Raw genomic sequence first — 19,945 nt, forward strand, 5'->3', positions numbered from 1 at the left:
GTGCGTAGGGGCGGTCAAGGGCCGCTCGGAAAGCAGGAGAGGAACCGGTGGACGGAACAGGCAAGGACTCCCCGGCGCCAGGCACACCGCTGCCTGCGACCCGAACGCCACGCCGTCGGCGGACCGTCTCGATGGCGGACGTCGCCCAGCTCGCGGGCGTCTCCTCGCAGACGGTCTCCCGCGTCTCCAACGGATTCCCCGGCGTGAACGAACAGACGCGCCAGCAGGTCCTCACGGCCATGAGGGAGCTCGGCTACCGCCCCAACAGTGCGGCGCGCGCTCTCAAGCGCGGAGAATTCCGCACGATCGGCGTGATCACGTTCACGCTTGCGACGACGGGCAACGTGCGCACGCTGGAGGCCATCGCCACATCGGCCGCGCAGGAGGGGTACGCGGTCACGCTCCTGCCGGTCGCGGTACCCACCCAGGACGAGGTACGCGGTGCCTTTTCCCGGCTGGGCGAGCTGGCGGTCGACGCTGTCATCGTCATCATGGAGGTCCACCTCCTCGACGCCGCCCGGCTGTCCCTGCCGCCGCACGTGAAGGTCGTGGTCGCGGACTCGGACGCCGGGGACCGCTTCACGGTGGTCGACACCGACCAGGCGGGCGGCACGCGGAACGCCGTGCGCCATTTGCTCGAACTGGGGCACCGCACGGTCTGGCACCTCGCCGGGCCCGAGGAATCGTTCGCCGCTCAGCGCCGAACGGACGCCTGGCGCACGGAGCTCGAGTCCGCCGGCCGCAAGCCACCGCCCCTCGTACGCGGTGACTGGTCGGCGGAGTCGGGCTACCGCGCGGGACTCCACCTGGCGGAACAGCAGGACTGCACCGCGGTGTTCGCCGCCAACGACCAAATGGCTCTCGGCCTCCTGCGCGCACTCAACGAGCGCGGGCGCAGGGTACCCGAGGACGTATCCGTCGTGGGGTTCGACGATATTCCCGAGGCCGGTTCGTTCCTGCCCCCGCTGACCACGGTGCACCAGGACTTCGCCGAGGTCGGCCGCCGCTGCGTGGAAGGTGTCCTGCACCAAGTGCGGCAGAGCGATCCGGAACACGGCACACGGCTCGTCCCCACCCAGCTCGTCGTGCGGAAGAGCACCGCGCCGCCGCCCCACCGGCGTTGACAACGCTCGTGGTCAATCCACCTGGTCGGCCCCTGGTCAGCCCCTAGTCGGCCCGGACTTCGGTGTTCTGGCCGGCGTGCAACAGCCAGCGCCCGTCGTCCTGTCTGGTCATGACGTACAACGGGGCGCCCTCCGTGTCGCCCTCGGCCGAGTGGTAGACCTGCCTGACCTTGACGGCCGCCACGTCGGGGCGCAGAAACTGGATGTGCGCCGCCTCGTAGGTGACGTCACCGTCCCAGACGGCACCCGGCAGCACGGCACGGGTGAACTCGGCGATCGCGTCGAAGCCCAGCAGGACCTTGCCGTGGGCGGTCGTCCACAGGGCTTCGGAGTGGAAGAGGGCCAGGAACCCCTCGGCGTCCTTGGCACGCTGGGTGCGCTCGACGGTGGCCACGACCTGTTCGATGGCCTTGATGTCTGCGGTGTCGGTGTGTGCGCTGTCGATGTCTGCGGTGTCGGTGTGTGCGGTGTCGGTGTTCATGCCGGCCACTCTGGGACCTCAAGCACGCTTGAGGTCAAGGGCCGAGCGGCAGAGAGGTCCCGGGCCGGGCGGGACGGCCGAGGCGGACCGGTACGCCCGGTGAGTACAGGACGCTGACCGGGGCGTCGGTGAGGTCCGGGATTCCGGCGCTCGCGACCAGGTCCTCGTCGCAGGTGAGGAGCTCGGCGCGGTACAGGGGCCAGCGGGGATGGTGGTTGGGCAGATACGCGGCACCGCCGAAGAACATGTTGTGCATGCCCCAGCGGGCGGTGAGGAAGTGCTCCAGGCCGGTGGGCTCGTGGATGCGTTCACCGGGCCGTACGGCGATACGGCTGTACGCGCCGTACGGGCCGGGCCAGCGGCGGGAACTGGTGTAGGTCACGGTGTCGCCGACCGTGCGGACGGTCATGCGGGACCACAGGTAGGGCAGCCGGAAGCCGACGCGGCCCATCAGCACCGGTATCAGCCGCGAAGCGTCCATCGACCGGAACACCACTCCGCGCCGCCCGTGCGCGTCCACCGAGTACAGCCGCACGTTGGTCTCCGGGAACGAGCCGAAGTACGGCACGCCGGGCAGTCCCAGCCAGCCGACCCGGTGCATGCGGAAGGCGACGAGCCCGACGAACGTGAGCCCGTCATGCGTGTCGGGAACGGTGCCGCGCGGCATCAGCCCCGCCAGGGTGGCGGGCTCGACGGCCCAGTGGATGAAGGCAAGATCGAGCCACTCCTGGGTGAGGAGCGGTACCCGTATCGCCGCGGGGGCGTCGGGCGTGACGGCGGTGGGCTTCTGCACGGCGCAAGAATGGCAGACGGGCGGCTGTGCGCTTCGGTGCGAGGTGGATCACGGGAGGGGGGACGCAGCGCGGTCGGCGTACGGCGGTGGTGTATGGCGGTGTTGCACGTCGTTGGCCTGCGGCGGTGGCGTGCGGCGGTGGCCGAGGACAGGCCGCCGCGGTCGGGGCAAGGGCCCCCGCGGCCGAGGTCGGGATTGACCCTCGACCTGGTCAAGGGCTCAGGGTTGCGGACGTGGAGAGCGAGATGCGCAGCATTGGGGAGATGGCCCGCGACAGCGGGCTGGGCGTGAGCGCCCTGCGGTTCTACGACCGTGCCGGTGTGCTGGTCCCCGCCTGGGTGGATCCGGTGAGCGGCTACCGCTGGTACGCCCCCGATCAGCTCGACGAGGCCCGGCTGCTGGCCCGGCTGCGGAGGGCCGGCATGCCGCTGGCGGACATCCGGCTGGTGCTGGCCGGCTGGTCCAGTGCGGACACGGATCTGGTGCGCGGGCTTCTCCAGGCGCACCTGCGCCGTCTCGAACTGGGGCTGGCCGATGCCCGCAGCGAGTTCTCCACGCTCCGAGCAACACTCGATCACAGGGAGAACCCCATGGCTGCTTCGCCGTCCACCGCCACCGTCCGCCTGTCCGTCCCCGCGTCGGAGTTGGCCGCCGCACTGGACGCGGTCCGTTTCGCGGCCGGCGCCGACCCCGAACTGCCCATGCTCGGCGGGGTCCTGTTCGACGTGGAGGGCGACGCGCTCCACCTCGTGGCCACCGACCGGTACCGGATGGCCGTCGCGCGCGCGAGTGCCGCCTCACCCGGCGGGCCGCGGGCACAGGTCATCGTGCCCGCCCCGCTCGTGGACGCGATGCGTGCCCTGCTGAGCGGCGACGAGCCCGTCGGCTTCGCCGTGGACGGTGACCGGGTGACGCTGGAGGCCGGGGACCGCCAGGCGGCCGGACAGTGCCTCGCCTACGACTTCCCCGACTACCGTCGCCTCGTCCACCTGCCCTCCGGACGGCGTGCCCTCGTCGACGTGCCCGCACTCCGGAAGGCATTGGAGACCGGTCCCGTCCGCGCGGGCGAGGCGCGTGAGGGCGAGGGGCGCGAACAGGGCGGTGCGTCGCACGACCTCAGTGTGCTCCGGGTGGTCGACGACGGCACGGTGACCGTCTGCGAGGACGGTGACGACGACCCGAACAACGTCGCCGTCAACCGCCGGTTCCTGCTGGACGCGCTCGCCGCCGGGGGCCGGGACCGGCTGGTCCTGGAGTTCGGCGCCCCCACGGCCCCCCTCGCGATCCGCCGCCCGGACGACGAGACGACGTTCTCACTGCTGATGCCGGTACGCCTGGACGACTGACGGCGGGGCGCCGTCGCCACCGTCCGTTCGATCTGCGGCGTGAGCGGTGGTTGCGATCCCGACCGGCCGACGCCCCTCTGTGAGCGGCGCTCGGGCGGCAGTGGCGGCGGGGCTTTCCACGCCCCGCCGAATCCCGTCGATCTCGCGCCGCCCCCGCGATCCGCCCGCCGAGCCGAGCAGATCACCGTAGTATCGGACGATCTCGTGGGGGAGGCGGACATGGGCAGGCAGCGTCCCGGTACGCCGACGCTGGAGGAGGTGGCCGCCCGCGCCGGCGTCGGGCGGGGCACCGTCTCGAGGGTCGTCAACAACGCGGTCGGCGTACGGGACTCGACGCGCCGTGCCGTGCAGCAGGCCATCGCCGAACTGGGGTACGTCCCGAATCTCGCGGCACGTTCCCTGGCCGGGCACCGCGCGGACGCCATCGCGCTGGTCATGACGGAGCCGGACTGGCGGCTGTTCGGGGAGCCGTTCTTCTCCGAGATCGTCCATGCGGTCGGCGACGCCCTCACCGACACCCCGGTGCAGTTGCTGCTCACCCTCGTCCGCACGGACACCGAGCGGCAGCGCTTCGTGGAGTACGCGCGCGGCGGCCGGGTCGACGGCGTGCTGCTGATGTCCGTGCACGCCGAGGACCCGCTGCCGGACATGCTCGCCAAGGCGGGGCTGCCCACGGTCATGCTGGGGCGGCGTTCCGGCGACGAGAGCGTCACCTACGTCGACGCCGACAACGCGGGCGGCGCGCGCGGCGCGGTCACGCATCTGCTGGACGGCGGTCGGAGCACGATCGGGGCCATCAGCGGTCCGCTCGACATGTACGTCGCCCAGTGCCGGTTGCGCGGATACCGCGAGGCCCTGGAACTGGCGGGCGTCGAGGTCACGTCCTCGCTGGTCGTCGAGTGCGGCGACTTCACGGAGGAGAGCGGGCTCCGGGCGGCGACCGATCTGATCGCCCGCCACCCGGAACTCGACGCGGTCTTCGCCGCCTCGGACACCATGGCCGCCGGGGCGCTGCACGCGCTGCGCGCGGCGGGCAGGCGGGTGCCGCAGGACGTCGCGGTGATCGGTTTCGACGACTTCCAACCGGCCCGGCCCACGGATCCGCCGCTGACGACGGTCCGGCAGCCCTTGGAGGAGATCGGCCGGACGATGGTGCGGCTGCTGCTGGAGGAGATGGAGGACTCGCCGGAAAACTCCCCCGTCGCCTGGCGGCACGTCATCCTCCGCACGGAACTGGTACTCCGAGACTCCGCCTGATCGCCTGATCGCCTGACCGGTCTGACCTGCTGACCGGCCTGATCGAGGTGACCGCTGGGAGCGCTCCCGGCCTCGCGTCTCCCACCTGGGACTTCGAGATTTCTTCGACAACTCCCGCGCGCACAGCCTTGTCAGGAACATGAACCGCTTCTACAGTCACCCGCAACCGGTAAGTGGGAGCGCTCCCATCAGTGGGGAGTTGGGAGCGCTCCCGCACCGGCCCCTCCCTTCCCCCCACACCCTCCCGGAGAGGCCCCCATGAGACCGTCACGGCCCCAAGTCCGTTCCCCGCGCGGCCTCTTAGGCGCGCTGCTCGCGACCCTCGCGGTCGTCGCGTCACTCATGACCGCGGCGGCGCCGGCCCAGGCGGACACCACGATCTGCGAACCGTTCGGGACGACGACGATCCAGGGACGGTACGTCGTCCAGAACAACCGCTGGGGTTCCAGCGCGACCCAGTGCGTCACCGCCACCGACACCGGATTCCGCGTCAGCCAGGCCGACGGCTCGGTGCCGACCAACGGGGCGCCGAAGTCGTACCCGTCGGTCTTCAACGGCTGCCACTACACGACCTGTTCGCCGGGCACCAATCTCCCCGCCCGGCTCGACACCATCTCCGAGGCGCCCTCCGGCATCTCGTACGGCTTTGTCGGCGACGCCGTCTACAACGCCTCGTACGACATATGGCTGGACCCGACTCCCCGGACCGACGGGGTGAACCGGACCGAGATCATGATCTGGTTCAACAGGGTGGGCCCGATCCAGCCCATCGGTTCCCAGGTCGGCACGGCCGCGGTGGGCGGACGGACCTGGGAGGTGTGGACCGGCAGCAACGGTTCCAACGACGTACTGTCCTTCGTCGCCCCCTCCGCCGTCACCGACTGGAGCTTCGACGTCATGGACTTCGTCCGGGCGACCGTCGCACGCGGACTCGCCGAGGACGACTGGTACCTGACGAGCGTTCAGGCCGGCTTCGAACCGTGGCAGAACGGCGCCGGGCTGGCCGTCAACTCCTTCTCCTCGACCGTCGAGACCGGCGACACCCCGGGCAACCCCGATCCCGATCCCGACCCCGGCAACCCCGACGACCCGGCGGCGTGCGAGGTGGCGTACGGCACGAACGTCTGGCAGAACGGCTTCACCGCGGACGTCACCGTCACCAACACCGGCGCGGCCCCCGTCGACGGCTGGCAGCTCGCCTTCACCCTGCCCTCCGGCCAGCGGATCACCAACGCCTGGAACGCCTCCGTCACCCCGTCCGCCGGCACCGTCACGGCGACGGGCGTGGCGCACAACGCCCGGATCGCTCCCGGCGGCAGCCTGACGTTCGGCTTCCAGGGGGCCTACAGCGGAGCGTTCGCCGAGCCGGACGGCTTCCGCCTGAACGACGCCGCCTGCACCACGGCATAGCGGCCGCGCAGGGCCCACCACCCCCTCGCCCCCCTCGCCCGTCCGGTCGACCCGCACTCCCCGGGCGGGCGAGGGTTCCAAGATTGTCATGAACCGATCATCAATGGCCGGAAACCTCGGAAGACCCGGAAACAGGAGACCCCCTATGGCTCGACGCAGCAGATACATCTCTCTCGCGGCGGTACTGGCCACCCTGCTCGGCGCGCTCGGCGTGACCTTCCTGCTCGGGCAGGGGCGCGCCGACGCGCACGGCGTGGCGATGATGCCGGGCTCACGCACCTATCTCTGTCAGTTGGACGCCAAGACCGGCACCGGCGCCCTGGACCCGACGAACCCGGCCTGTCAGAACGCCCTCGACCAGAGCGGCGCGACGGCGCTGTACAACTGGTTCGCCGTGCTCGACTCCAACGCGGGCGGGCGCGGCGCCGGTTATGTGCCGGACGGCACGCTGTGCAGCGCCGGGGACCGGTCACCGTACGACTTCTCCGCCTACAACGCCGCCCGCGCCGACTGGCCCCGGACGCATCTGACGTCCGGCTCGACGATCCAGGTGAACTACAGCAACTGGGCGGCCCACCCGGGTGACTTCCGGGTCTACCTGACCAAGCCGGGCTGGTCGCCCACGTCCGAGCTGGGCTGGGACGACCTGGAGCTGATCGAGACGGTGACCGACCCGCCCCAGCGGGGCTCCGCGGGCGCCGACGGGGGCCACTACTACTGGGACCTGGCGCTGCCCTCGGGCCGCTCGGGTGACGCGCTGATCTTCATGCAGTGGGTGCGTTCGGACAGCCAGGAGAACTTCTTCTCCTGCTCCGACGTCGTCTTCGACGGCGGCAACGGCGAGGTGACCGGCATCGGCGACTCGGGCGGCACCCCGACGCCGACCCAGCCTCCGACGACCGAGCCTCCGACGACCCCGCCGCCCACGCACTCCGGTTCCTGCATGGCCGTCTACAACGTGGAGAACTCCTGGGGCGGCGGCTTCCAGGGCTCCGTCGAGGTGATGAACCACGGGACCGAGCCGCTGAACGGCTGGGCCGTCAAGTGGCAGCCGGGCAACGGGACCACGCTCAGCAGTGTGTGGAACGGCTCGCTGTCCAGCGGCACGGATGACACGGTCACGGTTCGGAACGTGGACCACAACCGCGTCATTCCACCGGACGGCAGCGTGTCCTTCGGCTTCACCGCCACGTCCACGGGCAACGACTTCCCCGTGGGGACGATCGGCTGCGTGGCGCCGTAGCGACCTGGGGAGGCGCCGCGCGACCGGGCGCGGCGCTTTCCCCGGGTCTCCGGTGCGTGCTCCGACGGCTCCGACCTCACGTGCCGGTTACAAATCGCTCAACCTCTGGTTGCGAAGCGGTGATCGGGCGACGATGGGGCCATGACTCTGGCCCAGCGCGCCTTTGAGCGGCTGCATGCCTGGCCCGACCTCACCTCCGGTCCGGCCAGTTGCGGAACCGGACGGGCGCTGCGCTCCGTCCGCGACGAGATCGTCCACTTCCACTCGGACCGGGACGTGGACCTCCACCTCACCCACCGGGCCATTCAGCGTTTCCAGTACGACCTCGGCGGCTCCAGTGCCATCCGCATGGTCCCCGGCTCCCGATGGGTGACCGTGCACCTGGACTGCGACGCGGATGTCGACCTGCTGCTGAGCCTGGTGAGCATCGCGCTGAAGGCGCATCAGACGCGGCCCCCGGCGGACCTGCCCTCGAAGTGCAACTTCCACCGTGTCACGGTGCTCCCCCGCTCCACGGCCGGCGAGCTCTGAGCCACGCCGACGGCGGTGCCCCGCGTATGAGGGGCACCGCCGATCACGGCCTCAGTGGTCCGCCGGCTGCTCCGCGCCGCGCCGGATACCGGTCGCGGCGAGGGCCGCGCCGAGCACGCAGAGGACACCGGTGACGACCACGGCCACGTGGACGCCGTTCATGAAGGCCTGTCCGCTGCCCTCCACCACGGCGGCCCGCAGGCCGGCCGGCATGTCGCCGGTGACGGGCGCCACGCCCATCGCCACGGCGTCCTTGGCGTCCCGCAGACCGTGGGCCATGGCCGAGGGCACCCCCGCGCCGGTCAGCTCCCCGGTGAGTGTGGAACCGACCTTGCCGCTGATCAGGGAGACCAGCACGGACGTACCGAGCGCGCCGCCGATCTGCAGGGTCGTCGCCTGCAGACCTCCGGCCACACCGCCGTCCCGGACGGGGGCGTTGCCGACGATCGCGTCGGAGGAGGCGGACATCACCATGCCGACGCCGAGACCGAGCGCGATGAACGGCGGCCACATCGTGGCGTAGGAGGAGTCGGTCTGCCAGGTGAGCATGCCGAAGCAGGAGGCCGCCTGGAGCAGCATGCCCAGCGGCATCGTCAGCCGCGGCCCGTAGCGCTGGGTCAGGGCCGCGCCCAGCGGGGAGGCGACCAGCGAGGCGAGGCTGAGCGGAAGCGTCCGTACGCCCGCCTCGACCGGCGTGAAGCCGCGCACGTTCTGCAGGTAGAGCATGACGAAGAAGATCACGCCGAGCATGACGAAGAAGTTCAGCGCGGTGATGATCGCGCCGATGGTCAGCGCCCGGCTGCGGAACAGGCGCATCGGCAGCAGCGGGTGCTCGACGCGGGTCTCGTGCCGGGCGAACACGAGCAGGAGCACCAGACCTGCGGCCACGGCGCCCAGGGTGCCGGCGGAGGTCCAGCCCCAGGTCTCGCCCTTGACGACGCCGAAGACCACGGCCAGCAGGCCGAGGGCGAGCAGGACGAGGCCGGGGATGTCGAAGCGTTCCCGGCCGCCGGCGTTGCGGCTCTCCGGGAGGACGAGGATGCCGAAGACGATGGCGAGGACGCCGATGGGGGCGTTGATGTAGAAGACGGACTCCCAGTCGACGTGCTCCACGAGGAGGCCGCCGACGATGGGCCCGAGGGCCGTCGCGACCGCGGAGACCATGGCCCAGATGCCCACGGCCATGCCGAACTTCTTCGGCGGGAACACGGAGCGGAGCAGGCCGAGGGTGTTGGGCATCAGCAGTCCGCCGAAGACGCCCTGGAGGGCGCGGAAGGCGACCACGCTCTCGATCGAGGAGGACAGTCCGATGGCGACCGAGGCGAGGGTGAAGCCGGCGACGCCGGCGAGGTAGTACGTGCGTCGGCCGAACCGGTCACCGAGCTTGCCGCCCAGGATGAGGGTGGCGGCGAGCGCGAGCAGGTAGGAGTTGGTCACCCACTGCAGCTCGGCGGTCGACGCATGCAGGTCGGCGCCGATGGCGGGGTTGGCGATGGCGACGACGGAGCCGTCGAGCTGGACCATGAACAGTCCGAACGCGACGGCGAGGAGGGTCAGCCACGGGTTGGACCGCGCGGACCGCTTGGACCGCGGGCGGCCGGCCGCCGGCGGGGCGGTCTCGGCCGCGGGCGTGGTGGAGTGATCCACGGACGTGGACGGCATGGATGAGCCTTCTCTTCCAGGTTCAGGGGGTGTTGCGGAGGGGGCGGGGCGGCCCACGGGCGCACGGCGGGCCGGCCGCGGGCACGACGGTGTGCCCGCGGCCGGCGGAAATGCCTGGTCCCCGCCCGGTCAGCGGGCGGCGGGGTGGAGGTGCCGCGTCAGCGCGTCGAGGGCGTCCAGGGCGGAGCCGAGCGCGCCCTGCTGGCCCTCGGTGAGGGAGATCAGGGCCTGGCGGATGAACGCGGTCTCCAGTTCCCGCACCTCGGACACCCGCTCACGGGCCATGGCCGTGAGGTGGAGGTGGGCGACCCGCTTGTCGGCGCTGTCCTGCCTGCGCTCCAGGTCTCCCTGCTCGGTGAGCTGGGAGACCAGGGCGCTGACGTTGTTCGGCTTCATCAGCAGGGCCTCGGCGGCCTCGCGCACCGTGGCACCCTCGCGCTGGGCGACGAACCGCAGCAGCGCGAGCTGGCCCTCCGGGGGCTTGGGGTGCGGGTACTGGGCGGCGACCTGTCGGTCCAGCGCCCGGTGCAGCGCGGGGAGGCACGCCGCGAGCCCGGAGGCCACACGGTCGATGTCCCGGCGAGGGGTGCTGGAGTCGGTCACCCGGACACAATAGATATGACCAGATAGGTATGTCAAAAGAGGTAAAGCCGCCCGTGCAACGCTCTCGCAACCTTTCCCGTGCTGCCATGCACGGTATGCACGACACACTGCGCGACACATACGAGGAGACTCCCCGCGTCGAGCTCACCCGCGAGGCCGCCGCACTGCTGCGCCGGCTCCGCGAGGTGCACGGCCCGCTGATGTTCCACCAGTCCGGCGGCTGCTGCGACGGCAGCGCCCCCATGTGCTACCCGGCCGGCGAGTTCCGCACCGGCGGCGCGGACGTCCTGCTCGGCGAACTGGCCGTCGAGGGCGTCGCGGAGCCGGTGGAGTTCTGGATGTCGCGCAGCCAGTACGAGGTGTGGAGCCACACCCGGTTGATCGTGGACGTCGTCGCGGGCCGAGGCAGCGGCTTCTCGCTGGAGGCGCCCGAGGGAGTGCGCTTCCTCATCCGCTCACGGGTCGTGGGTGCCTAGCCGCACGCCCCGCGGCACGGCCTACGTCTACGTCTATGTCTATGTCTACGTCGATGTCTACGGTCTGAGGCTGCCCACGATGTCCGCCGTCGCGGTCAGTCCGCTGCTGATGGTCGGGGCGATGCTCGTGCTCGCCAGATAGAAGCCGAGCAGCAGGCACACCAGTGCGTGCGAGACCTTCAGCCCGCCGTTGCGCAGGAAGATCACCGCAAGCACGGCCAGCAACAGCACCACAGAGATGGAAACGGCCATCTTCAACCTCCTCCGCCACGTCCACTTCGCGGCGTTCGGCCGTAAGTGTGGCGTAGCGGAGGGTTCGTCCGGGCGGCTGACCTGTCCTCCGAACGAGTGGTGTTCCGCCGGTGTCCTACGCGTCCCGGTGGGCGTCGAGGAACGCCTCGAGACCGGCGAGGTCGTCGGTGTTGAGGTGGTCGACGCCGGCGGCGAGCAGTTCGCCCCACACGGCGTCGCGCGCGGGGCCCGCCACGTCGGGCGTGGCCCAGAACCTCACCCGCTGTCCGCGGGAGTGCGCCGCGTCGACGATGTCCCGCAGCCTGCGCCGCTCGACCGCCGGGAAGGCGCCGACGCCCCGCCAGGTGAAGTTGAGCGTCCAGTTGTCGCTGATCAGCGGGGCGAAGGAGGCCGGGGCGGAGCTGCCGAGGTCGGTGAGGCGGCCGTCGTAGAAGGCGCGGCGGGTGCGCTGAGCCTCCATGGGTGCGCGGGCCGCCCGGTCGCCGGAGATCACCGCGGTGACCGCGCCGGGGAACACCCGTCCGTGGGTGTAGGTGGTGAACAGGTGCTTGTAGCGGCGCAGATGGCGGTCGAGTTCGAGGTACGTCGCCGAGCCCTCGGTCTTGATGTCGATCAGGAGCTGAAGCGCCCGGCGGTCCCGCCGGTACACCCGGCCGTGGTGGGCGCGGACGCGGGCGGCGAGGGGGTCCAGGTAGAGGGATTCCAGGGTGCGGGACGGGTCGAGGTCCTCGGGGTCGTGGGCGACGAGGAGTTGGCCGCCGACCAGGTGGATGTCGGCCTCGACGCTGCCGAAGCGGTGGTCGAGGGCGTCGAGGAGGGGGCGGGGGTGCTCGTAGTCGTTGTGGGCGTGGGCGCGCCACAACGGGCGCGGCCCGCGCCTGTCTTCGCTCGCCAGCGCGGTGCCGGCGGGCAGGGCGACCGCGCCCGCGAGGGCGGCGCCGAGTGTGGTGAGGGCTCTGCGTCGGGTGGTGAGGGCCATGCTCTGCCTCCCTGGAAGTGCCGTACGGGACGCCTGTGAGTATGCGGTCCCGAGGCCGCCAGGGAGCAGAGCCGTGTGCGGAGTTGGCCGACGCGCCGCCGGTCGTTCATTTCGTCTCGGTGGCGGACACGGAAAATGCCCGCCCCTGGTGGGACGGGCATCGCCCGGACAGGATGGACGGACCTCAGGGTGCTCGGAGGTCGACCAGTTCGGCCAGCGTCTCCCGGTGGGTGCCCGCCGTGCCGTAGGCGACCGAGTCGGCCTTGGCCCGCTTCAGGTACAGGTGGACCGGGTGCTCCCACGTCATGCCGATGCCGCCGTGCAGTTGCAGCGCCTCCTCGGCGGCGTGGACGGCGACCTGGCCGGCGTACGCCTGGGCCACGGCGACGGCCACCTCGGTGTCCTCGCCGGTCGCCAGCGCGTCGGCCGCGTTGCGGGCGGCGGCGCGCAGGCCCGCGATCTCCAGCCACAGCCCGGCGAGCCGGTGCTTGAGCGCCTGGAATCCGCCGACCTGGCGGTTGAACTGCTTGCGCTCCTTGAGATAGCGGACGGTCTCGGTCAGCAGCCAGTCGGCGAGGCCCAGTTGCTCCGAGGCGAGCAGCCCGGCGCCAACCCGCAGGGCGCGTCGTACGGCGGCTTCGGCGTCACCCAGCCGGTGCCCGGAGACGCCGTCGAGGGTCACCCGCGCGACCGGCCGGGTCAGGTCCAGGGACACCTGCGGGGTGACGGTCGCGCCGGCGGCACGGACCGCGTACAGTCTCCCGTCGTCCGCGGGCACCAGCAGCACGTCGGCGACGGCCGCGTCGGCGATGCCGGTCAACTCGCCGTGCAGGCTCCCCCCTTCGAGCCGTACGTGCGGGACGGGGCCGCCCGGCGCGACGTGCAGGCCGACGGCGAGTGCGGCGACGGTGGTCGCGGACGCCAGCTCGGTGAGCAGCTCGTCGGCTCCGCAGGCCAGCAGCGCCTCGGTGGCGACGACGGCGCTCGTCAGGTACGGCACCGGCGCGACCGCGCGGCCCAACTCCTCCAGCACGACCGCGGTTTCCCGGTGCGTGGCGCCCTGACCGCCCAGTTCCTCGGGGATCAGGAGTCCCGCGAGGCCCATCGAGTCGGCGAGCGCCTTCCACAGCGACACGTCGTGCGGGGTGGCCGACTCGGTGCGGGTGATGACGCCCGCCGGGTCGCAGTGGTCGGTGAGCAGGTCCCGGACGGCGGCGCGCAGCGCCTCTTCCTCCTCCGAGTAGAGAAGACCGGGTTCCGACTGTGTACTCATCGGGCGAGGTCCTTCCATGCGACGTCCTTGTCGGTGCGCGGTTCGGCGGGCAGGCCCAGGACGCGCTCGGCGACGATGTTCAGCAGGACCTCGCTGGTCCCGCCCTCGATGCTGTTGCCCTTGGAACGCAGGTAGCGGTACCCGGCGTCGCGGCCGGTGAAGTCCACCAGCTCGGGGCGGCGCATGGTCCAGTCGTCGTACAGCAGGCCCTCCTCGCCGAGGAGTTCGACCTCCAGGCCGCTGATCTCCTGGTTGAGGCGGGCGAAGTTCAGCTTCATGCCGGCGCCCTCGGGACCCGGCTGCCCGGCCACCAGCTGCTGGCGCAGGCGTACGCCGGTGAGGCGGGCGACCTCGGCCTCGACCCACAGACCGAGCAGCCGCTGGTGCAGGTCGTGGCTGCGCAGTTCGGGGCGTTCCCGCCAGGTCGCGGCGATCTTGCCGATCATGCCGCCCTCGCGGGGGATCGGGGTACCGCCGATGGCAACCCGTTCGTTGTTCAGCGTGGTCTGCGCGACCCGCCAGCCGTCGCCGGTCTCGCCGAGGCGGCGGGAATCGGGGATGCGGACGTCGGTGAGGAACACCTCGTTGAACTCGGCCTCGCCGGTGACCTGGCGCAGCGGCCGGACCTCGACACCGGGGTCGGTCATGTCGCACACGAAGTACGTGATGCCCCGGTGCTTGGGCACGCTCGGGTCGGTGCGGGCGATGAGGATGGCCCAGCGGGCGAGGTGCGCGCTGGACGTCCACACCTTCTGCCCGTTGACGACCCAGTCCTCGCCCTCGCGGACCGCCCGCGTGCCGAGGGCCGCGAGGTCGGATCCGGCGCCCGGTTCGCTGAACAGCTGGCACCAGACCTCCTCGCCGGTCCACAGCGGGCGCAGAAGTCGCTGCTTCTGCTCCTCCGTGCCGTACTGGAGGATGGTCGGGGCGGCCATGCCGAGGCCGATGCCGATGCGCCGGGGGTCGTTGTCGGGGGCGCCCGCGGCCGTCAGTTCGGCGTCCACGACGGCCTGGAGGGAGCGGGGGGCGGCGAGTCCGCCGAGGCCCTGCGGGTAGTGCACCCAGGCCAGTCCGGCGTCGAAGCGGGCCCGGAGGAAGTCCAGGCGATCGGTGGCGGCCGGTGGATGCGCGGCCAGCAACTCCTTCGTACGGCGGCGCAGTTCCGCTGCGTCGGTCATGCGGCGGCTCCCTTCTCCAGCTTCTCCGGTACGACGGCCACCCGGCCGGTCGTCCTGCCGTCGGCGACGCGCTGCACGGCGTCGGCGGCCCCGCCGAGCGCTACCCGCTCGCTCACCAGCGGCTTGATGGCGCCCCGTGCGGCCAGCTCGGTGAGCTGTTCGTGGCAGTGCTGGACCAGCTTCGGGTTCTTGGTGTTGTACAGGCCCCAGTGCAGGCCGAGGATCGCGTAGTTCTTCACGAGGGCGTGGTTCAGCGCGGGGCTGGGGATCGTGCCGCTCGCGAAGCCGACGACGACGATCCGGCCCTCGAAGGCGACGACCTTGGCGGACTGGGCGTAGGCCTGGCCGCCGACCGGGTCGTAGATCACGTCGGCGCCCCGGCCGCCGGTGGCTTCCTTGACGGCGGCGACGACATCCTCGCCGTGCCGGTCGACGACCACGTCGCAGCCCAGCTCGCGGGCGACGGCCGCCTTCTCGGGGCCGCCGACGACGCCGATGACGGTGGCGCCGGCGGCCTTGCCGAGCTGCACGGCCGCGCTGCCGACCCCTCCGGCGGCGGCGTGGACGAGCAGCGTCTCGCCGGCCTCCAGCCGGGCCCGGCGGTGCAGGCCGAACCAGCCGGTCTGGTAGCCGATGTGCAGGGCGGCGGCCTCGGCGTCGTCCAGGGCGTCCGGCGCGGGCAGCAGGGCTCGGGCGTCGGCGACGGCGTACTCGGCGAAGCCGCCGTGCGGCAGCGCGGGGTTGGCGAGGACGCGGCGCCCGTCCTCGGTCTCGCCGCAGATCTCCACGCCCGGCGTGAAGGGCAGCGGCGGCTTGACCTGGTACTGGCCCCGGCACATCAGCGCGTCCGGGAAGTTGATGTTCGCGGCGCGGACCCTCAGCAGGACCTGGCCCTCTCCGGGTGTCGGCGGCGCCACGTCCGCGAGGCGCATCACCTCGCCCGGCTCGCCGTTCTCGTGCACCTGCCATGCCTGCATGCGGGGCCTCCACCGACTGCGTCGTCCGACCGGGTCACTCGCATACTAAGCGGTCGCTTGCCGATCAGGGAACAGGTTGCGCCCAGTCACGCCTGCGTGGCCCAGTCACGCCTGCGTGGGCCGCGCCCGTACGTGCATGCGCTCCCCCTGCGGGCCGAAGAGGCTGAGGAACTCGGCCGGCCCCTCCCCCGTCGACCCGAACCAGTGCGGCACCCGGGTGTCGAACTCCGCCGCCTCCCCCGCCGACAGCACCACGTCGTGGTCGCCGAGCACGAGCCGCAGCCGGCCGGAGAGGACGTAGAGCCACTCGTACCCCTCGTGGGTCCGCGGGTCCGGCTCCTCCTTCCGCGAGGGCTCCAGCACCTTGAACGCCTGGAGCCCGCCCGGCTGGCGGGTGAGGGGCCAGTGGGTGCGGCCGTGGCGCACGATCGGCTTGGCGCGGACCCGTGGGTCGCCGACCGGCGGGGCGCCGACCAGTTCGTCCAGCGGCACCTGGTGGGCCTGGGCGATCGGCAGCAGCAGTTCGAGGCTCGGCTTGCGCAGGCCCGACTCCAGCCGCGACAGGGTGCTCACCGAGATACCGGTCGTCTCGGACAGCGCCGCCAGGGTCACCTCGCGCTCCTTGCGCACCTGGCGGAGCCTCGGTCCGACACCGGCGAGAACATCGTCTGCAGTCATGTCTTTATTGCAGAACCGGCAAATGCATTTGTCAATCCCGTACCGTCAGAGCGACCTTCTACGTGGAGGTGGTCACCGTGACCCAGAACAAGGACCTGACCGAGAAGTACGACGTGGTGGTGGTCGGCGGCGGTGCGGCCGGACTGTCCGCCGCGCTCGTCCTGGGCCGCGCGCGGCTGCGCACCCTGGTCGTCGACGCCGGTGAGCCGCGCAACGCGCCCTCGGGCCACATGCAGGGCTACCTGACCCGGGACGGCATGCCGCCCGCCGAGTTTCTCGCGCTCGGCCGGGAGGAGATCGCGCGGTACGGCGTGGAAGTCGTCCGCGACCGGGCGGTGGACGTGACGCGGGGCGAGGACTTCGCCGTGGAACTGGCCGGCGGCCGGACCGTGCACGCCCGCCGACTGATCGTCACGACCGGACTCAAGGACGAACTGCCGGCGGTGCCCGGTGTCGCCGAGAGGTTCGGCCGGGATGTGCTGCACTGCCCGTTCTGCCACGGCTGGGAGGTGCGCGACGAGCCCTTCGGCGTCCTCGCCACCGGCCCGCTCAGCGTGCATCAGGCGCTGATGGTGTCCCGCTGGTCGGACGACGTGACCCTCTTCCTGCACACGGTCGCCGAGGAGGAACTGTCCGACGACGACCTGCGCCGGCTCGCCGCGGCCGGGGTCAAGGTGGTGCCCGGCGAGGTCGCGGGCCTGCGGGTCGAGGACGACCGGCTCACCGGGGTCCGGCTGGCGGACGGCACGACCCAGGACCGCTCGGTCGTGTTCGTCGGCCCCAAGGCCGTACCGCAGACGGGCCTGATGGAGCGGCTGGGCGCCGAACTGCGGGAGACCCCCTTCGGCGCGTACCCCGTGGTGGACCCGACGGGGCGGACCACCGTGCCCGGCGTGTGGACCGCGGGCAACGCGATGGGGTTCGCCGAGCAGGTCGTCCACGCGGCGAGCGGCGGCTACCGCGCGGCGGCGGCGATCGTCGGCGACCTGATCATGTCGGACCTGGACGCGGCCATCTCGGGCTAGAGCCTGTCCGGCGGTTCAGGTCGCAGTCGCGGGGGCACTGCGGTGCCGGGTCGGCGTGGGGAGGGTGGGGCGAGTTCGCTCCCACGCCCTTCCGGCACGGGAGCGGGCACGCCGGACACCGCGGCCGTGGCCACGACACGGACCGCCGGCTGAACGCCCACCGCTCCCCACCGGTCTGCCCCCCGGGCGGATACCGAGGACGGCCCGGTGGACTCCACCCGGACCACCCGGGCGCTCGGGGGCAAGGCGGCGCAGCGACCGAGGGCATGGAACGGCCGAGGGCGCGGGCGCCCCAGTGGCCCCGACCCGGTGTCCTCCACCCGGACGACCGGGGGCTCGGCGGCCCAGCGGCCCAGCGGCGCAGCGGCGCAGCGGCGGCGCAGCGGCCGAGGGTGCGGGTGCGGGTGCGGGTTGGCCCAGGGGGCGGGGTGGCCCAAGGCGCGGGCGCCCCGGCGGCCGTCGCGCAGGCTGGCGAGGCGGACCTGCGAGACGGGCCGGCGAGGCGGACCGGCAAGACGGGCCGGCGAGGCGGGCGCCCTGCGGGGTGTGACCCCGGCCTCTCCGGTGCACCATGGCTGCATGCTGCTTGCCCGGTTGGCCCACGTGTCCCGGGAGGTCGCCGCCACCTCGGCGCGGTCCCGGAAGACCGCCCTGCTCGCGGAGCTGTTCCGGGAGGCGGAGGCGGCGGACGTACCGGTAGTCATCCCGTATCTGGCGGGACGGCTCCCCCAGGGCCGGATCGGCGTCGGCTGGAAGGTGCTCGGCCGCCCGGTCACGCCGGCCGCCGAGCCGAGCCTGACCGTACGTGACGTGGACGCCCGGCTCACGCGGCTCGGTGCGGTGTCCGGCGCCGGTTCGCAGGCCGAGCGGACGCGTCTGGTCGGCGAGCTGATGGGCGCGGCCACCGAGGACGAGCAGCGTTTCCTGATCGGGCTGCTCACCGGAGAGGTCCGGCAGGGCGCCCTGGACGCGGCCGCCGTCGAGGGCCTCGCGGCGGCGACCGACGCGCCGCCCGCGGACGTACGGCGGGCGGTGATGCTCGCGGGCTCGCTGCAGACGGTGGCCGAGGGCCTGCTCGCCGACGGGCCCGGCGCCCTGGAACAGTTCCGGCTCACCGTCGGCCGACCGGTCCTGCCGATGCTCGCCCACAGCGCCTCCTCGGTCGCCGAGGCGGTCGGCAAGCTGGGCGCATGCGCCGTCGAGGAGAAGCTGGACGGCATCCGCGTCCAGGTACACCGGGACGGCGACACCGTACGGCTCTACACCCGCACCCTGGACGACATCACCGACCGGCTCCCCGAGGTCACCGCCGCCGCCCTGGCACTGCCCGGCGAGCGGTTCATCCTGGACGGCGAGGTGATCTCCTTCGACGAGGGCGGACGCCCCCGCTCGTTCCAGGAGACCGCCGGGCGGGTCGGCTCCCGCACCGACGTGGCCACGGCCGCGCGGGCGGTGCCCGTCTCCGTCGTGTTCTTCGACGCGCTCTCCGTCGACGGCCACGACCTGCTCGACCTGCCACTGACCGAGCGGCACGCGCGGCTGGCCCGGCTGGTTCCCGAACCGACCCGGGTGCGGCGCACGCTGGTCCCCGGGCCCGAGGAGACGGAGGCCGCCGAGGAGTTCCTCGCCGAGACGCTGGGACGCGGCCACGAGGGCGTCGTGGTCAAGGGGCTCGACGCCGCCTACAGCGCGGGCCGGCGCGGCGCGTCGTGGCTGAAGGTCAAGCCCGTCCACACCCTCGACCTGGTCGTACTTGCCGCCGAGTGGGGCCACGGGCGCCGCACCGGCAAGCTCTCCAACCTCCACCTCGGCGCCCGCGCCGCCGACGGCTCCTTCGCCATGCTGGGCAAGACCTTCAAGGGCATGACCGACGCGCTGCTGGCCTGGCAGACCGAGCGGCTCCAGGGGCTGGCCGTCCAGGAGCACCCCTGGGGGGTGACCGTACGCCCCGAACTCGTCGTCGAGATCGCCTACGACGGTCTCCAGCGGTCCACCCGCTACCCGGCCGGCGTCACCCTCCGCTTCGCCCGTGTGGTCCGCTACCGCGAGGACAAGCGCCCCGAGGACGCCGACACGGTGGACGCCCTGCTCGCCGCGCACCCCGAGGTGGCCCCGTGAGGCGCAGCGCGGGCCTGCTGCTGCACCGGCCGGGCGCCGGGGGCACCGAGGTGCTGCTCGGTCACATGGGCGGCCCCTTCTACACCCGCCGTGACGCCGGGGCGTGGACGATCCCGAAGGGCGAGTACGACCCGGCCGAGCCCGCCTGGGACGCGGCCCGGCGCGAGTTCGAGGAGGAGCTGGGGCTGCCGCCGCCCGACGGCGAGGCCGTTCCGCTCGGCGAGGTCCGACAGGCCGGCGGGAAGATCGTCACGGCGTGGGCCGTCGAGGCCGATCTCGATCCGGCGACGGTCGTCCCCGGCACGTTCCGCATGGAGTGGCCGCCGAGGTCGGGGCGGATCGAGGAGTTTCCCGAGCTGGACCGGGTGGCGTGGTTCCCGGTGGACCGGGCGCGTGAGGTGATCGTCAAGGCGCAGGGCGCGTTTCTCGACCGGCTGGCTGAGCACTCGCACTGACGAGAGTCGACCCCCGGCGGCGACGGGGCCCGCACGCGTTGCGGCCCTCTGCGCCACACGCCAAGGTCGAAGCACGAAAGCGCA

At 72.4% G+C, this 19,945-nt stretch carries 20 protein-coding genes; 10 read left to right on the plus strand and 10 right to left on the minus strand.

All coding sequences use genetic code 11. The annotated features are described in order from the left end of the window. Positions 1-131: 131 nt before the first annotated feature. Positions 132-1,124, plus strand: coding sequence for a LacI family DNA-binding transcriptional regulator (locus tag ACFCZF_RS06475; protein ID WP_376670703.1), 993 nt, complete (start codon positions 132-134; stop codon positions 1,122-1,124). Positions 1,125-1,167: 43 nt separating this feature from the next. On the opposite strand, the gene ACFCZF_RS06480 is transcribed toward ACFCZF_RS06475, so the two are convergent. Then, complete coding sequence (locus tag ACFCZF_RS06480; protein WP_376670704.1) at positions 1,168-1,605, minus strand: SgcJ/EcaC family oxidoreductase; 438 nt, start codon at positions 1,603-1,605, stop codon at positions 1,168-1,170. Positions 1,606-1,639: 34 nt separating this feature from the next. Continuing rightward, the gene (locus tag ACFCZF_RS06485; protein WP_376670705.1) at positions 1,640-2,398 is read right to left on the minus strand and encodes a YqjF family protein; all 759 of its coding nucleotides are present in this window, start codon (positions 2,396-2,398) and stop codon (positions 1,640-1,642) included. A gap of 245 nt (positions 2,399-2,643) precedes the next feature. Between ACFCZF_RS06485 and ACFCZF_RS06490 the strand changes: the two genes are divergently transcribed. From ACFCZF_RS06490 to ACFCZF_RS06510, 5 genes are all read left to right on the plus strand, one after another. Further along, on the plus strand, positions 2,644-3,744 hold the full coding sequence (locus ACFCZF_RS06490; RefSeq protein WP_376670706.1) for a MerR family transcriptional regulator: 1,101 nt from the start codon (positions 2,644-2,646) through the stop codon (positions 3,742-3,744). A 219-nt stretch (positions 3,745-3,963) separates the two neighbouring features. Next, on the plus strand, positions 3,964-5,001 hold the full coding sequence (locus ACFCZF_RS06495; RefSeq protein WP_375923845.1) for a LacI family DNA-binding transcriptional regulator: 1,038 nt from the start codon (positions 3,964-3,966) through the stop codon (positions 4,999-5,001). Positions 5,002-5,259: 258 nt separating this feature from the next. Next, the gene (locus ACFCZF_RS06500) at positions 5,260-6,411 is read left to right on the plus strand and encodes a cellulose binding domain-containing protein (RefSeq protein ID WP_376670707.1); all 1,152 of its coding nucleotides are present in this window, start codon (positions 5,260-5,262) and stop codon (positions 6,409-6,411) included. 145 nt (positions 6,412-6,556) lie between these two features. After that, positions 6,557-7,654 (plus strand): lytic polysaccharide monooxygenase, encoded by a 1,098-nt coding sequence (locus ACFCZF_RS06505; RefSeq protein WP_375923850.1) that lies wholly within the window; start codon positions 6,557-6,559, stop codon positions 7,652-7,654. 141 nt (positions 7,655-7,795) lie between these two features. Continuing rightward, complete coding sequence (locus ACFCZF_RS06510; protein WP_375923853.1) at positions 7,796-8,185, plus strand: luciferase family protein; 390 nt, start codon at positions 7,796-7,798, stop codon at positions 8,183-8,185. Positions 8,186-8,236: 51 nt separating this feature from the next. Here the strand turns inward: ACFCZF_RS06510 and ACFCZF_RS06515 are convergent, their stop codons facing one another. Together ACFCZF_RS06515 and ACFCZF_RS06520 are read right to left on the minus strand one after the other, a co-directional pair. Next, the gene (locus ACFCZF_RS06515; RefSeq protein WP_375923855.1) at positions 8,237-9,847 is read right to left on the minus strand and encodes an MFS transporter; all 1,611 of its coding nucleotides are present in this window, start codon (positions 9,845-9,847) and stop codon (positions 8,237-8,239) included. A gap of 129 nt (positions 9,848-9,976) precedes the next feature. Then, positions 9,977-10,450 (minus strand): MarR family winged helix-turn-helix transcriptional regulator, encoded by a 474-nt coding sequence (locus ACFCZF_RS06520; protein WP_376670708.1) that lies wholly within the window; start codon positions 10,448-10,450, stop codon positions 9,977-9,979. A 95-nt stretch (positions 10,451-10,545) separates the two neighbouring features. Here ACFCZF_RS06520 and ACFCZF_RS06525 point away from each other — a divergent pair, with 95 nt between their 5' ends. Beyond that, positions 10,546-10,926, plus strand: a complete 381-nt coding sequence (locus tag ACFCZF_RS06525) for a DUF779 domain-containing protein (RefSeq protein WP_375920663.1) — start codon at positions 10,546-10,548, stop codon at positions 10,924-10,926. A gap of 57 nt (positions 10,927-10,983) precedes the next feature. On the opposite strand, the gene ACFCZF_RS06530 is transcribed toward ACFCZF_RS06525, so the two are convergent. The 6 genes from ACFCZF_RS06530 to ACFCZF_RS06555 form a co-directional block, all read right to left on the minus strand. Continuing rightward, entirely contained in the window at positions 10,984-11,178 is a 195-nt protein-coding gene (locus ACFCZF_RS06530; RefSeq protein ID WP_375920666.1) for a hypothetical protein, read from the minus strand. 115 nt (positions 11,179-11,293) lie between these two features. Then, positions 11,294-12,157, minus strand: coding sequence for a phosphatidylinositol-specific phospholipase C/glycerophosphodiester phosphodiesterase family protein (locus ACFCZF_RS06535; protein ID WP_375920668.1), 864 nt, complete (start codon positions 12,155-12,157; stop codon positions 11,294-11,296). Between the two features lie 184 nt (positions 12,158-12,341). After that, on the minus strand, positions 12,342-13,430 hold the full coding sequence (locus ACFCZF_RS06540) for an acyl-CoA dehydrogenase family protein (RefSeq protein ID WP_376670709.1): 1,089 nt from the start codon (positions 13,428-13,430) through the stop codon (positions 12,342-12,344). Next, a complete protein-coding gene (locus tag ACFCZF_RS06545; RefSeq protein ID WP_376670710.1) occupies positions 13,427-14,608 on the minus strand; it encodes an acyl-CoA dehydrogenase family protein in 1,182 nt (393 codons plus the stop codon). Before ACFCZF_RS06545 ends, ACFCZF_RS06540 begins: the two co-directional genes overlap by 4 nt. Then, a complete protein-coding gene (locus ACFCZF_RS06550) occupies positions 14,605-15,585 on the minus strand; it encodes an NADPH:quinone oxidoreductase family protein (protein WP_376670711.1) in 981 nt (326 codons plus the stop codon). Before ACFCZF_RS06550 ends, ACFCZF_RS06545 begins: the two co-directional genes overlap by 4 nt. A gap of 105 nt (positions 15,586-15,690) precedes the next feature. After that, positions 15,691-16,263, minus strand: a complete 573-nt coding sequence (locus tag ACFCZF_RS06555; RefSeq protein ID WP_375920680.1) for a helix-turn-helix domain-containing protein — start codon at positions 16,261-16,263, stop codon at positions 15,691-15,693. A gap of 62 nt (positions 16,264-16,325) precedes the next feature. Between ACFCZF_RS06555 and ACFCZF_RS06560 the strand changes: the two genes are divergently transcribed. The 3 genes from ACFCZF_RS06560 (at position 16,326) to ACFCZF_RS06570 (ending at position 19,861) form a co-directional block, all read left to right on the plus strand. Continuing rightward, on the plus strand, positions 16,326-17,288 hold the full coding sequence (locus tag ACFCZF_RS06560) for an NAD(P)/FAD-dependent oxidoreductase (RefSeq protein ID WP_375920683.1): 963 nt from the start codon (positions 16,326-16,328) through the stop codon (positions 17,286-17,288). A gap of 579 nt (positions 17,289-17,867) precedes the next feature. Next, complete coding sequence (locus ACFCZF_RS06565; protein WP_376670712.1) at positions 17,868-19,406, plus strand: ATP-dependent DNA ligase; 1,539 nt, start codon at positions 17,868-17,870, stop codon at positions 19,404-19,406. Further along, on the plus strand, positions 19,403-19,861 hold the full coding sequence (locus tag ACFCZF_RS06570; protein WP_375920689.1) for an NUDIX domain-containing protein: 459 nt from the start codon (positions 19,403-19,405) through the stop codon (positions 19,859-19,861). The genes ACFCZF_RS06565 and ACFCZF_RS06570 overlap by 4 nt, the downstream gene beginning before the upstream one ends. Positions 19,862-19,945: the final 84 nt, after the last annotated feature.

It is taken from the genome of Streptomyces sp. NPDC056296 (genome assembly GCF_042268605.1).
Lineage (GTDB): Bacteria > Actinomycetota > Actinomycetes > Streptomycetales > Streptomycetaceae > Streptomyces.